The organism is Leptolyngbya sp. FACHB-36 (genome assembly GCF_014695955.1).
Taxonomy (GTDB): Bacteria; Cyanobacteriota; Cyanobacteriia; order Leptolyngbyales; family Leptolyngbyaceae; genus FACHB-36.
On sequence record NZ_JACJPG010000589.1, the window covers coordinates 1 to 13495 of the forward strand.

The 13495-nt window shown below is 55.3% G+C and carries 11 protein-coding genes; 9 read left to right on the plus strand and 2 right to left on the minus strand.

What is annotated here, in order from left to right; translation table 11 throughout:
* The first annotated feature begins 140 nt into the window (after positions 1-140).
* The 6 genes from H6F43_RS17200 to H6F43_RS17225 all read left to right on the plus strand — a co-directional run bounded on the left by H6F43_RS17200 (position 141) and on the right by H6F43_RS17225 (position 6829).
* Positions 141-842: a DUF928 domain-containing protein gene (locus H6F43_RS17200; protein WP_190343943.1), complete on the plus strand. Its 702-nt coding sequence runs from the start codon at positions 141-143 to the stop codon at positions 840-842.
* Positions 843-1071: 229 nt separating this feature from the next.
* Complete coding sequence (purD, locus tag H6F43_RS17205; protein WP_190343944.1) at positions 1072-2358, plus strand: phosphoribosylamine--glycine ligase; 1287 nt, start codon at positions 1072-1074, stop codon at positions 2356-2358.
* A gap of 80 nt (positions 2359-2438) precedes the next feature.
* Positions 2439-4472, plus strand: coding sequence for a two-component system sensor histidine kinase NblS (gene nblS, locus H6F43_RS17210; RefSeq protein ID WP_190343945.1), 2034 nt, complete (start codon positions 2439-2441; stop codon positions 4470-4472).
* 58 nt (positions 4473-4530) lie between these two features.
* A complete protein-coding gene (locus tag H6F43_RS17215) occupies positions 4531-5094 on the plus strand; it encodes a hypothetical protein (protein WP_190343953.1) in 564 nt (187 codons plus the stop codon).
* Positions 5095-5305: 211 nt separating this feature from the next.
* Entirely contained in the window at positions 5306-6061 is a 756-nt protein-coding gene (locus H6F43_RS17220; protein ID WP_190343946.1) for a hypothetical protein, read from the plus strand.
* Between the two features lie 108 nt (positions 6062-6169).
* On the plus strand, positions 6170-6829 hold the full coding sequence (locus H6F43_RS17225) for a DUF6391 domain-containing protein (RefSeq protein ID WP_242025709.1): 660 nt from the start codon (positions 6170-6172) through the stop codon (positions 6827-6829).
* A 2-nt stretch (positions 6830-6831) separates the two neighbouring features.
* Here H6F43_RS17225 and larB read toward each other — a convergent pair whose 3' ends face one another.
* A complete protein-coding gene (gene larB / locus H6F43_RS17230) occupies positions 6832-7611 on the minus strand; it encodes a nickel pincer cofactor biosynthesis protein LarB (protein ID WP_190343947.1) in 780 nt (259 codons plus the stop codon).
* Between the two features lie 239 nt (positions 7612-7850).
* Between larB and H6F43_RS17235 the strand changes: the two genes are divergently transcribed.
* Positions 7851-8399, plus strand: a complete 549-nt coding sequence (locus H6F43_RS17235) for a GAF domain-containing protein (protein ID WP_190343948.1) — start codon at positions 7851-7853, stop codon at positions 8397-8399.
* Positions 8400-8490: 91 nt separating this feature from the next.
* Here the strand turns inward: H6F43_RS17235 and H6F43_RS17240 are convergent, their stop codons facing one another.
* Positions 8491-10296, minus strand: a complete 1806-nt coding sequence (locus tag H6F43_RS17240; protein ID WP_190343949.1) for an ABC transporter substrate-binding protein — start codon at positions 10294-10296, stop codon at positions 8491-8493.
* A gap of 276 nt (positions 10297-10572) precedes the next feature.
* Between H6F43_RS17240 and H6F43_RS17245 the strand changes: the two genes are divergently transcribed.
* A complete protein-coding gene (locus tag H6F43_RS17245) occupies positions 10573-12207 on the plus strand; it encodes an ABC transporter ATP-binding protein (protein WP_190343950.1) in 1635 nt (544 codons plus the stop codon).
* A 38-nt stretch (positions 12208-12245) separates the two neighbouring features.
* Positions 12246-13337: a calcium/proton exchanger gene (cax, locus tag H6F43_RS17250; RefSeq protein WP_190343951.1), complete on the plus strand. Its 1092-nt coding sequence runs from the start codon at positions 12246-12248 to the stop codon at positions 13335-13337.
* Positions 13338-13495 lie beyond the last annotated feature (158 nt).

The following is a 13495-nucleotide window of genomic DNA, read 5'->3' on the forward strand; positions in this document are numbered from 1 at the left end:
GATCGAACTTGAACAGTCCAACTTCCCTTGCAGTTCCGGATAGTGGCGCTCCTGTTTGTAAATATTTCATGAAGACCTGAATGAGTCGTGTGTCCCGTTGATGGCTTTGTGCCGTCGTTCAGTAATGGAAGCTAACCCCAATGCATCGAATGAAGACCTGCACCGCGATTGTAGGAGTCTGTGTTACGTCGATCGCGACTTTTGGGCTACTAACGCCAGCCTCGGCGAACCCAGTTTCAGTAAAACCGCCCGTTGTCGGTGCTCCGGGCGGGCGCGTTCCCGGAGGAACACGCGATCCAGGCTGTCTCGGAAACCAGTCTCTAATGGCGCTTGTGCCGCTATCCACGGTTGGTAGCACTGCTGCCCAGTATCCGACGTTTCTGCTCTCGGTGCCGTCTGCTGCGCCCAAGTCTGCAATCTTCACGCTACAGGATGAGAGCCGCAAGCTCGTGTATAAAACTACGGTGAACCTGAGCGGCAAGGCGGGGATCACCAGCTTCCAACTGCCTAAATCAATGGCAGGACTAAAAATTGGCAAAAACTACCGCTGGGTCTTTTCGCTTGTCTGTAATGCTCAGGCACCCGATCAATCGGGCAATCCCTTCGTGCAAGGGTGGATTAAGCGAGTAGAGATGCCGCCAACGCTGGCACAGCAGCTCCAGCAGACCTCAAGGCGCGATCGCGTCACGCTCTACCAGAACGCGGGGCTCTGGTACGATGCGCTAGCAACTTTGGCGGAGCTGCGTCGCACTGACCCGAACGATCGCGCGTTGAAAACGGCGTGGACAAATTTACTGAACTCGGCAGGACTCAATCAAGTTGTCACCAATCCACTGCTCTAAGGAGCATAGATTCAACAAAAGTGGAATAGCCGAGACGGCTATCTGAATACAGGTTGGATGCCTACTACACAAGGTTTAGCCCCTTATTTAATCTATACTTTTAAGCCAGCAACGCTGGCTTTCTAGCGGTTGAACGAACCTTGCGTGCTGCCGCCATGTAGCTTCACCCGCATGACATAATGAGTTGCATTTGGCGACGGTGCCAGCATTGAAGCATGGTGGGACAAGCGTGAAAGTTTTGGTTGTTGGGAATGGCGGTCGTGAGCACGCCCTAGCCTGGAAGCTCTTGCAATCGGGCAAGGTGCAGCAGGTGACGTGTGTGCCGGGAAACGGCGGCACCGCTTTAATGCCGCACTGCCAAAATTTGGCGCTGAATATGACGGACTTTGAGGGTATGGCGCGGTTTGCGCTGGTAAACGGAATTTCTCTGATTGTTGTTGGTCCAGAAGCCCCACTGGCAGCGGGAATAACTGACTACCTGAGGCAGCAGCAGCTGCTCGTGTTTGGTCCGACGCGGCTTGGTGCCCAAATCGAAGCGAGTAAAGCCTGGGCGAAAGCGCTGATGCAAGAGGCGAAGGTTCCTACGGCTCGATCGGCAGTTTTTACTGACGCAGGTGCCGCGCAGTCATATGTCAAAGCGCAGGGTGCGCCGATCGTCGTTAAGGCAGACGGACTTGCCGCAGGCAAAGGCGTCACGGTTGCGTTGACGGTGGAAGAAGCGCAGGGCGCGATCGCGGCGGCGTTCAGCGGCGAGTTTGGTGAAGCGGGCAAAATTGTTGTGATCGAGGAATACCTGACGGGAGAGGAAGTGTCCGTTTTGGCGTTAACCGATGGCATTACGATTCGTCCGCTGCTGCCCGCACAAGACCACAAGCGCCTTGGCGAAGGTGACACGGGACCCAACACGGGCGGTATGGGAGCTTACGCCCCCGCCGCGATCGTGACGCCTGCCCTGATGGAGCGGATTCAAACCGAAATTTTGCAGCCGACGATCGCCACGCTGAAACAGCGACAGATCGATTATCGCGGCGTCCTCTATGCGGGATTAATGATTACACCCGCCGGAGACCCGAAAGTAATCGAGTTCAACTGCCGCTTTGGCGACCCGGAAACCCAAGCCGTGCTGCCGCTGCTGGAAACGCCGCTGGAAACGCTGCTGCTTGCCTGCGCCAAACGGCAGCTTGCCGACCTGCCGCCGATCGCCTGGAAATCTGGGGCGGCTGCCTGCGTTGTGCTGGCATCGGGAGGCTATCCCGGCACGTACAAAAAAGGCTACCCTATTACCGGGCTGGATCAGGTAGACGACGCGATCGTGTTTCACGCAGGCACGCAGCGCCAGCCGCAGGCGATCGTGACTGATGGCGGCAGAGTGCTAAACGTAACAGCAGTCGGCGATAGCATTGACCGTGCGATCGCCCAAGCCTACACCGCTATTAACGCCCTTCAGTTTGAAGGCATGTACTACCGCCGCGACATCGGGCATCGCGCTCGCACAGTTGAGCCAACATCGAATTAACATTAGAGTTATTAGTAAGTTAGTTATTAGTTGCTTAGACAGCTAATAGCTGTTAGCTGATAGCTATTAGCTGGAATACCATGCTTGCCCTCTTGACAAGAATTCGAGCAATCATCGCCAACTGGTGGTCCGAGTTTACGCTCCAGACTAAACTGATGGCGGCGGCGACGCTCGTGGTATCACTGGTCATGAGCGGCTTGACCTTTTGGGCAGTCAATACGATTCAGCAAGATGCTCGCCTCAACGATACCCGCTTTGGTCGGGACTTGGGGCTGCTGCTAGCCGCGAACGTTGCGCCCCTAGTGGGGGAAGAAAATCGCACGGAACTGGCACGCTTTTCCCATCGCTTCTACAGCAGCACCTCCAGCATTCGCTACATGCTCTATGCCGATGAGGAAGGCAGCATATTCTTCGGGATTCCCTTCTCAGAGTCCGAAGTGCAGAATTCGCTTACGATACGCCGCAAGATCCATCTGCCAGACAACTTTGCGGCAAACGCCGAACTGCCGATGGTGCGGCAGCACCTAACTCCAAATGGCGAAGTGACAGACGTGTTTGTGCCGCTGATTTACGATGGGCAATACCGGGGTGTGTTGGCGATCGGTACCAACCCCAACCCAACCGTGGTCACCTCTTCTCATCTGACGCGGGACGTGACGATCGCGGTGTTCATTTCGATTTGGGTGATGGTCATCCTGGGAGCCGTGTTTAACGCGCTCTACATCACAGAGCCGATCAAGCAGCTGCTGGTGGGCGTGAAAAATATTGCCTCTGGCAACTTCAAGCAGCGCGTGGATTTGCCGCTGGGCGGTGAACTGGGTGAACTCATCACCAGCTTCAACGACATGGCAGAGCGGCTAGAGCGCTACGAAGAGCAAAACATTGAAGAGCTGACGGCAGAGAAAGCCAAGCTGGAAACGCTGGTCTCGACGATCGCCGATGGTGCGGTACTGCTGGACACCGACATGCAGGTGGTGCTGGCGAATCCTACGGCTCGACGGTTGTTCGGCTGGGAAAGCGCGACCGTTGAAGGAAAAACGATTCTGCATTTGCTGCCCGCCTCAGTGCAGACGGAGGTTACCCGCCCGCTCTACCAACTTGCCAAGGGGGAGCTGAGAGAAGGGGCAGAATTTCGCATTGCTCTAAAGGAACCGCTCGACCGCACGGTTCGCATTCTTCTGACAACGGTGCTAGACCTTGCCCGCGACAACATCAAAGGCATTGCCATGACCGTGCAGGACATCACCCGCGAAGCCGAACTGAACGAAGCGAAAAGCCAGTTTATTAGCAATGTGTCTCACGAACTGCGAACGCCGCTGTTTAACATCAAGTCGTTCATTGAAACCCTCTACGAGTATGGCGAAGACCTCAGCGACGGGGAGCGGCGCGAGTTTCTGGAAACGGCAAACCGCGAGACCGATCGCCTCGCTCGGCTGGTCAACGATGTGTTGGATTTGTCGCGGCTAGAATCCTGCAAAATTTACCACTTTGAGGCAGTAGAGCTGGCGCAGCCGATCGAGCAAACGCTGCGGACCTATCAGCTAAATGCCCGCGACAAAGGGATTGAACTGATCCAGGAGATCGAACCCGAGTTGCCACCCGTGCTGGGAAATTACGATTTGCTGCTTCAGGTGTTTACGAATTTGGTCGGGAACGCGCTCAAGTTCACATCAGCTGGCGGTAAAGTGGCAATTCGTGCTTACATTCCCGGCAGTCACGTCTCTCACAGCAGAACAGCGAATCAATTTCTGGTACCGCCGATCGTCGATAGCGATGAGGCGGGGAACACGAAGAAGGTCCGTGTAGAGATTGCTGACATGGGCATTGGAATTGACTCGGAAGACCAGCAGGCAATCTTTGATCGCTTCTTCCGCGTCGAGAATCGCGTTCACACGTTAGAGGGCACCGGGCTGGGGCTGTCGATCGTCCGCAATATCGTCGAGAAGCACCACAGTAAGGTTCAGCTAGTGAGCCAAGTTGGAGTAGGTACCACCTTCTGGTTCGATCTGGCGGTGTATCAAGAGTCGCCGCTACCAACCCTAGAAGACCCCCTGCTCGATCGTCCGGTGAACGCCCAGCTCACTGAAGTTCCCGTTTCCACGGTTTCCTTATAGACGCTTAGATTCACTCAGCGTCCACTCTTCATTGGTGAGCCTCTACCTATTTGACCCCATGACTCCTGACGACATTTCCAGCACGCTAGCAGACCTATTTGGTGAATCGGTTACTGCCCTCGCTCCCACGTCCTGGCAAGTAGAAACCTCAGAGCTACGGCTGCTGGTGCTGCTGTCTGACGATACTTCGTGGATGCGGATTTTAGTGCCGATCGCCCCAGCACAAGATGCCCAACCGTTTTTAGCGCAGCTTCTAGAAGCCAACTTCGACGACACTCAAGAAACTCGCTATGCCCTGCACCAAGATGTTTTGTGGGGCGTGTTCCAACACAGCCGCAGCTTCCTCACTCGCGAGGACTTTACCAACGCCGTGCAGCGTTTAAGACTGCTGCGTCAAAACGGATTAGATGACAGCTTCAGCCGCCTTGCTGAAGTACAAGTTCGACAGATTATTCGCGCGGCTAAACAGCAGGGACAAACCCTAGAATCTACGCTACAAACGCTCGATCGCTTTTATGAAGAGGGACTGCTCGGCGATGTAGACCTCAGCTCTGAAGCCCGCCAAGAGACGCTTGCAGCATGGCGCTACCAGCTAGAACGCCTGTGGAGCAGCGAAGTCTAACGCAGAAAGCCCAACATCTGTAGTGATGGAGCGAGTTAGCCTCTAGCTCCTCAGTTATCACTCCTCCTGGTTTCAACTAGCGAATTTTGAGCGTCAGTTGACTGAATTCCTAACCCTTATCGATAAAATCTTTGCCGCAATTGCGAAAAATATTGTCATGATTAAAGAAGATCAAGGGTATCTTGGAGACACAGAGTAAGAGGGAGTTGTTATGCGTCACCTTGGGGTTATGGCAGTTGCCGGAGCGATCGCGCTAGCAATTACAGGCTGCGGGTCCGAGGAGCCGACTACAACAGCGGTGTCTCCCTCGCCGCTACCGTCACCCGCCGTTACGCAGCAGCCCACTGCGACTCAGACCTTCACCAAGCCGCTCGTTGCGCAGAAGCCTTCTACTCCCAGTGCTGCTATTCCTGGATTAATTCAGTCTACAAATGGAAATGAGCGGGCACGCCAGGTTCAAGCTAGCATTGCAGCTCAGCGCGGCGGAGACCCGTTTGAAGCCCTTCCCACAGAGATTCCTAGACTGCCAACGCCCGCTCCTACCAACGTTCCTTCGGTTCGACGACTGCCGCCTGCCAGTCCTCGACCCACAAGCGCCTTGAGACCCGGCACGCTTCTGACACCGCCTAAGACGCCTGCTCGAACAACTCCCCGCCCCCCAGCGATTGCAACCCTACCGCCACTGCCCTCAGCCGATCTGGCAAACGGGGTAGAAGTGACAGGAGTCGTGCGCGTGGGCAATACCGTTCAGGCGATCGTTCGGGCACCCAATGAGCCAACCAGTCGCTACGTTGGAATTGGACAGCGGCTATCAAACGGGCAGGTGTTGGTGAAGCGAATTGATCTAAACGCCGGTGCAGACCCGATCGTGATCCTGGAGCAAAATGGCGTTGAAGTGCCTAGAGTAGTTGGAGCCAGCGCGGTGCAGCCGCAGCGACCGGGCGAAACTCCGCAGCCTCCCGCCTAACACGCTGCTGACAACGATTTGCAACGTGAGCAGTCGCTATTCCGACGCTAAACGCTAGAGTAGGAACACCTTAGAGTTGTTTTCTGCTGTTAACGGAACTGTCCTGCTATGACCGACTCAGCGTTTCGTCAGTCCTCTAACTTCTGGGAAGCTGATCTAACCAATTGGCTGCTTTCGCCGATCGGTCAATCTGTTCCTCAGCCCACCCAGGATGCTGATCTGCTTCAACAGCTTGGATTTATTCCTGGGCTGAGAGAGCTTCTAATGCTGCGGCAGGTGCACGCTCTGGAGCACGCTACCGTTTGGGTGCTTAGCGAAAGCAGTCGGCACGCTTACGTGGGAGCTTCTCAGACAGATAACGAACGCCTGGGCGGAATGTCTACAGAGCGCGGTTTTTACCTGTATGGTGAGGTCAAGTTTGATGACTTGAGCCGGGCTGTACAGATTGCTCTACGGCGGATAACGTCGGGAGATTGGGATTTGGCAGTGCATCCCCGCTGCGGAACGAATCTTTCGGTGGGGATGCTGCTAACGGCAGGACTGGCAGTTGGTATGGCGATCGCGCTGCCGCGTGGACCGATCGAGCAAATTTTGGGGCTGGGTGCTGCTACCGCAATGGCGGCACGCCTAACGCCCGATTTGGGCAGCTTGGCACAGCGCTACCTGACGACAGCCGTCCCGTTTAATTTGGCGATCGCCAACATTACTCCCGTTCGCGATTCACTCGGGCGATCAGCGCACTTCGTTCAAGTACGCTGGGTTGAATGAACTCAGGACGTGCGCGATCGTTGGCGTCCCGCCGTTCTTAGAATTTGTCCGGCTAGAATTGCGGCTCCAAAACCATTGTCGATATTGACGACGCCGACACCTGCCGCACAGGAGTTTAGCATTGACAGCAGTGCTGCCAATCCGTTGAAGCTGGCACCGTAGCCAATGCTGGTAGGAACGGCAATCACGGGGCAGTCTGCCAGTCCCGCAACCACACTCGGCAACGCACCTTCCATTCCTGCAACGACAATCAGCACGTCTGCTTCGGCGATCGCCTGTCGATTATTCAGCAAGCGATGAATTCCTGCGACACCCACATCCCACAGGCGTTTGACGGTGAAGCCGCACAGTTCTGCCGTCACCGCTGCTTCTTCGGCAACGGGTAAGTCTGCTGTGCCTGCCGAGAGCAGACCAATGATTCCCAGGTCTGTATTCTCAGCGCGGCTTCCTAGCGCGCAGATGCGCGCCATTGGGTAGTAGTGCACATCTGGAACCTTATCCTGGATCTGGGTGTATACATCCGGCTCGATGCGCGTCGCCATGACGATGTCTGAGCGATCGCGCATGACCTGCATGATCTGAGCAATCTGATCCGGTGTCTTTCCTGGTCCCCAAATCACTTCAGGAAATCCAGTTCGCAGAGCGCGATGATGATCGACGCGGGCGAAGTCTTCAACAGGTTCGTAGCCCAAGTACTTTAGCTTGTCCAGTGCGGCTTCTGGGTTAACGTCACCTTGGGCGACGGCATTCAGCAGAGAGCGCAATGCTTCGGGTTGAGTCACGGTTTATCGGTGTAGACGGATGGAGGCGATCGTGCATTTCACCCTCCACTATAGGATGTTCCCTTTAAACTGGGTTAATTTGATTCAGCAGGTAAGCTCGCCGTCCTTATCAGAGACACCAACCTAAAAGGTAAATGCAGTCACCCTACTGTCTGTGGTCTGTCAATTGGCAGACCTACTGTTCGTCGAGAGCATTTAAAATCGACACCTATGCTTTATCTGTTACAGCGGTCTGACCTGTGCAATTTCCCTCTTCTGAAGACCTTAATCCTGATTCAGCGCTACGTGGGGACGCCAAACTACAGCGAGTGATCTCGCGCCTCTCCACAACCCTTGAGCGAGACCAACTGGTTAGGCAGGTCACGGACAATCTACAGCAGCAACTTAAAGTTGATCGAGTGCTGCTGTATTACTTCTATCGCCAGTGGAAAGGGCAGGTTACCTTTGAAGCTCTGAGCGATCCACAGTTTTCCATTCTCGGTTCAACCGGACCGGACGAATGCTTCAATGACGAATATGCTGCCCTGTACTTAGCGGGTCGGGTGCGCGCGATCGCCGATATCAAAACGGCAGCGATCGCGGAATGTCACCGCGAGTTTCTCCGCGCTATACACGTGCGCGCCAATTTGGTCGTGCCAGTGCTGATTCCGCAAGGGCTATGGGGCTTGCTTGTTGCCCATCATTGCCAATCTGATTTCGTTTGGGCAGATTCGCACATTGCTGCCATGCAGCAGGGGGCAGAGGCATTGGCGATCGCGCCTTCAGTTCGCGGCAGTCAAGAGGTGTAGGGGCACGTCGAATCGTTCGCTAGAGATCGATTTTGCAAGTAGTGGGGTCTAGCAGTTCTAGTGATTCATTTTGAGAGCGTGCCTGATCCCTTCACTCGTTCTTTACGCGGAGTTCCTGGACGTTCCACAAGCCCCAGCTTGGCAGTCCAGTATATTTAAGCCCATCCACGCGATCGCGCACTGCCATGAGTGCTCGATCATTAACTAAGTGAATTACGGGCAGTTGATCCTGCACCAAGCGCTGGAAGTCGGCGTAAATGGCTTTGCGTTTGGTTTCGTCAAGTTCGCGGGCTCCGGCGATGAAGAGGCGATCGATTTCTTGCTCCATCGGCAAGATTTCCCAGCCTTGGATTGGTGGCTGTCCGGGCTGTGGCTTCAGGTTAAACGAGTGCGAGGCACCGCTGCTCATCCACAGGTTGGCGGCTTGGTGCGGCTCAATTCCCCCCGTGAAGCCGATTAGATGCGCTTCCCAATCCCGCGAGGTCGAAGTTTTCTCCACTAGCACGTTAAAGTTAATCGGGTTGTAGTTAACCTGGATGCCAATTTTTTCCAGGTCTTGCTTCACCTGTGCGCCGATCCCCACTCGCACCACATTGTTGGAATTAGTCAGCAGCGTGAATCGAACCCGATTGCCCTCAGTGTCGAGCAGTTGTCCCTGCGCGTTGTACTGAAAACCCGCCTGCCTCAGTAGTTCCTTCGCTTTCGTCGGGTTGTAGTCATACGCCTTCAGCCCTTGCTCAAGGTAGTACGGACTCTGCACCGAAATCGGCGAATTCTGGGTCACACCTAAGCCGCGATACAGGTTGTTGTTGATTTTTTGGCGGTTAATAGCATGGGCAACCGCCTGCCGAAACTCTAGCGTATTAAACCAGCGCGACTTGATTGGATCGACAAATGGCTTACCGTCTTTGTTTTTTGCCTTGGTTAGATTAAACGTCATATACAGCGTGCCCGACCACGGACCGCCATCATAGACGCGGAACTCGCCCCGGTTCTCTTCTTTCTTCAGCAGCGAGAAATACTCTGGACGCAGCGGACGAATATCTCCGATGACATCGAGATCGCCAGAGCGAAATTTCAGCAGTTGCGTGTCCTGACTCTCCACAATTCGCCAGATAATGCGATCGACATGCGGCAGTGGTTTACCGTCGGCGTCCTTGCGCCAATAGTAGGGATTGCGGCGAAACACCATCCGCTGCCCAGATATATAGCTGTCGATTAGATAGGGACCGTTGACCACAATTTCGGCAGGATTGGTATTGGTGCCCCAAGTGGAGAGAAACGCGAGATTGCCATCCGTGCCTTTCGTTTGCAGAGCTTTTTCGAGCGCGTGTTTGGGCTGAATCAGGATGCCGTCCGGAGTCGAGGCAGCCCGCAGAAACGGCGCAAATGGCTCTGGCAGAATGAATTCGACCCGCAAATCATCGAGTTTGCGGACTTGGGGAAACAATTTGTTGGGTCCAATCTGGATGCCTTCTTTGGCGTCGGTGGGAACATCGGGATTGGCAACAATATCTTGATACGTGAACACCACATCGTCGGCGGTCAGCGGCTCCCCATCCGACCACTTCAACCCCGATCGCAGCTTAAACACGATCCGCTTCTTGTCTGGCGAAATCTCCCATGATTCTGCGAGCGCAGGCTCCACTTCTCCTGTTTCGCCGTTTTCGCTCGTTAAGCCTTCGGCGGTGAACAGAAACACATTCGGAAACGTATTTTTGTTGGCGAAGTTGAACGTGTTGGGATCGGTAATGGTGCTAATGACTAGCTGGGACCCCTGCGCGGCTTGAGTGCGATAGTCCGACAATTGGCAGCTCGTCAGCAGTAGGCAAAGAACGATCGTGAGCGATCGCGTCCACAGAACACGGAGCCGCCGAAGAACCACCGCAAAAACCATAGTGCAGCAAGCCAGCATGTGTAACGGATACTGTAACCGATCTCCGGTCGCTGTATCCGAGTTGGCATGTAGAACAACTGTATTCAGAATCTGGAGGAATTTGGAATCTGGAGGATAGCTAACAGCCACCGTCCGAACTGAAGCGACAGCAAAAGCGTCTACTCTAGTGTCTACTGTGTAGACAACCCTGCGATCGTGCCTGACTCCCTCAACACCTGATAAGCTGAATCAACATTTGACTAGATAACAAAAGCGGCTGCACGCCAACGGCGGATAATGACGGAACCCTTGCTCTGTGTGGAACAATTGCGAGTCGCGTACTCCAGACGCACTGAAGCGATCGCGTGGTCGGTGGATGATGTGTCATTCAACCTGCGAGCCGGAGAGCGGCTGGGACTTGTGGGTGAGTCGGGCTGCGGCAAATCCACGCTAGGGCGAGCAGTCATGCGGCTGATGCCTTCCGAGACGCGAATTGAAGGGCGCGTCACGTTTGCCGGACAGTCGGTGTTTGAGATGTCGCCTGCTCAACTGCGGCGATTTCGGGGAGAGGCGGTTGCGCTCGTATTTCAGGACCCGATGACGCGCCTCGATCCACTGATGACGATCGGCGCGCACTGCGTGGAAACCCTCCACTCCCACCAGCCTAACCTGTCCAGACGGCAAGCCAAAGAGCAGGCGATCGCGACTCTAGACGCCGTGAAGATTCCCGCTAGCCGCTGGTCTCAGTACCCGCACGAGTTTAGCGGCGGCATGCGCCAGCGCGTGGCGATCGCGCTAGCGCTGCTGCTCAACCCACGGCTAATCGTGGCAGATGAACCAACGACCAGCCTGGATGTGACGGTGTCTGCTCAAATTTTGCAGGAGCTAACTCGCCTGTGCGCCGATCGGCAAATGGCGCTGCTGCTGATCTCCCACGATTTGGCGATGGTGGGCGAGTACTGCGATCGCATGGCGGTGATGCACAGCGGCAAGCTGGTTGAAACGGGACCCACGGCAATGGTGTTTCAAGCTCCGCAGCACCCGTACACGCGATCGCTGCTGCAAGCAGCCCTGCATTTACAGGCAAGTGGAGAGCGAAAAATTGAGGGCGGAAGAAAAGGAAACCCAATTTTACGGATTCAAGAGCTTCAGCAGCACTACACGCTAGAGTCCAATCCGGTCGCGCGGCTGCTGGGCAAGACGGATCAGACGATTCGGGCAGTGGATGGGATTAGCCTGGAACTTTACGAGGGAGAGACGCTGGGACTGGTGGGCGAGTCGGGCTGTGGCAAAAGCACTCTATCGCGGACGATCTTGCAGCTTGTGCGCCCAACCAGCGGCAGCGTGAAGTTTCTGGGGCAGGAGTTGACCACCCTACCGCGCCCTGCGCTTCAGATGCAGCGACGCCAGATGCAAATGGTGTTTCAAGACCCGCACGCCTGCTTAAATCCAATGATGACCGTGGGAGAGAGCATTGCCGATCCGCTGCGGATTCATCAGTTGGCAACGCCGAAAGCCGCCAAATCGCAGGTGCTAGACATGCTAGAGCGGGTCGGATTAATTCCTGCTAAAGAGTATTATGATCGGTTTCCAAGGGAACTCTCAGGAGGGCAACAGCAGCGTGTGGCGATCGCCCGCGCCCTGATCACTCGTCCGCAACTGGTGATTTGCGATGAGCCTGTGAGTATGCTGGATGCTAGCGTGCAGGCGCAGGTGTTGCAGTTGATGCGGCAGTTGAAGCAGGACTTCAACCTGACCTATCTGTTTATCACTCACGATTTGTGGGTCGCGCGATCGTTCTGCGATCGCATTGCTGTGATGACAGCGGGCAAAATTGTGGAACTGGGTCCGACTCAGGACGTGTTCAACCATCCGCAGCATCCATACACCCAAACTCTGTTGCAGGCGGCTCCCTTGCTGGCGCGGCAGTAAACTAGCCCCGATTCCGTCCAAGCGTTTCCCCTTCGTCTATGTCAATCAAAAATCTCGTTTCTCTGGGTTTACTGATCTTCATTCCCGTTTCCTTCGCAGCAGAGCGGCTGGAATGGGATTCGCTCGTCGTGTTCATCACCTCGGCGGTCGCCATTGTGCCGCTGGCAATCTGGCTGAGTACGGCGACGGAAGAAGTGGCGATCGTCGCAGGACCGACGATCGGTGGACTGCTGAACGCGGTGTTTGGCAACGCCACCGAGTTGATTATTGCTCTAGTGGCGCTGAGAGCTGGACTGGTAGACATCGTTAAAGCCAGCATTACTGGAACGATCATCAGTAACTTGCTGCTGGTAATGGGGCTGTCAATGCTGCTGGGAGGACTCCGCTATAAGGAGCAGGTATTTCAGCCGGTCGTGGCGCGGATGAATGGTTCGTCCATGACCCTGGCAGTCATCGCGATTATCTTACCTGCGACGGTCATTACGACCTCGAATGTGGTCGATCCCAAAGCCATCAGCCAACTCTCGGTGATCGTGGCGGGCGTACTGATTCTGGTGTACGCACTGACACTGCTGTTTTCCCTTAAGACTCACAGCTACCTGTACGAAATCGGGCTATCGGACTTGGAGTCGTCGGAGCTAGAAGGCGCACACGCCCCAGAGCACAAACCAAATTTAAAGCTGTGGATTGGCGTGCTGCTGATTGCGACGATCGGCGTTGCCTTTGAGTCAGAAATCTTTGTTGGGGCAGTGGAAGAAGCCACCAAAGGGCTAGGATTGACGCCGCTATTTACAGGCGTAATTTTGCTGCCGCTGGTCGGGGGTGCTGCCGAGTATGTAACCGCGGTCCGGGTTGCGATCAAAAACAATATGGATTTGTCCGTCTCCGTGGCAATGGGGTCGAGCCTGCTGGTAGCGCTGCTAGTGGCTCCAATTCTAGTGCTGGTGGGGCAAGTGATCGGGCAGCCGATGGACCTCAATTTCAACCTGTTTGAAGTCGTTGCCATGACGCTGGCAGTGGTGATCGCGAATGTTATTAGCCTGGACGGTCGGTCCAACTGGCTCGAAGGCACGCTGCTGCTCGCAACTTACGCGATTTTAGGAGCGGCGTTCTACTTCCATCCGGTTTAGTTTCTCTGCTTAGAGTCTGGCATCGGGCAGGCGTTGGGAGTCAAGCCCAAATAGCGCAGGCACTCGTCCGGCTCAAGCGATCGCAGGCTACGGTCGCGGGCGATCGCCAGCAGTCCATCCCACGTTGCTGCCCACAACTGCACTCGTCCGCTTTCGCC

Coding starts and splice junctions, on each gene's coding strand:
- H6F43_RS17215 (WP_190343953.1), top strand. CDS start 4,531: ATGACTCCTGACGACATTTCCAGCACGCTAGCAGACCTATTTGGTGAA.
- H6F43_RS17245 (WP_190343950.1), top strand. CDS start 10,573: ATGACGGAACCCTTGCTCTGTGTGGAACAATTGCGAGTCGCGTACTCC.
- nblS (WP_190343945.1), top strand. CDS start 2,439: ATGCTTGCCCTCTTGACAAGAATTCGAGCAATCATCGCCAACTGGTGG.
- H6F43_RS17225 (WP_242025709.1), top strand. CDS start 6,170: ATGACCGACTCAGCGTTTCGTCAGTCCTCTAACTTCTGGGAAGCTGAT.
- H6F43_RS17220 (WP_190343946.1), top strand. CDS start 5,306: ATGCGTCACCTTGGGGTTATGGCAGTTGCCGGAGCGATCGCGCTAGCA.
- H6F43_RS17240 (WP_190343949.1), bottom strand. CDS start 10,296: ATGGTTTTTGCGGTGGTTCTTCGGCGGCTCCGTGTTCTGTGGACGCGA.
- cax (WP_190343951.1), top strand. CDS start 12,246: ATGTCAATCAAAAATCTCGTTTCTCTGGGTTTACTGATCTTCATTCCC.
- H6F43_RS17200 (WP_190343943.1), top strand. CDS start 141: ATGCATCGAATGAAGACCTGCACCGCGATTGTAGGAGTCTGTGTTACG.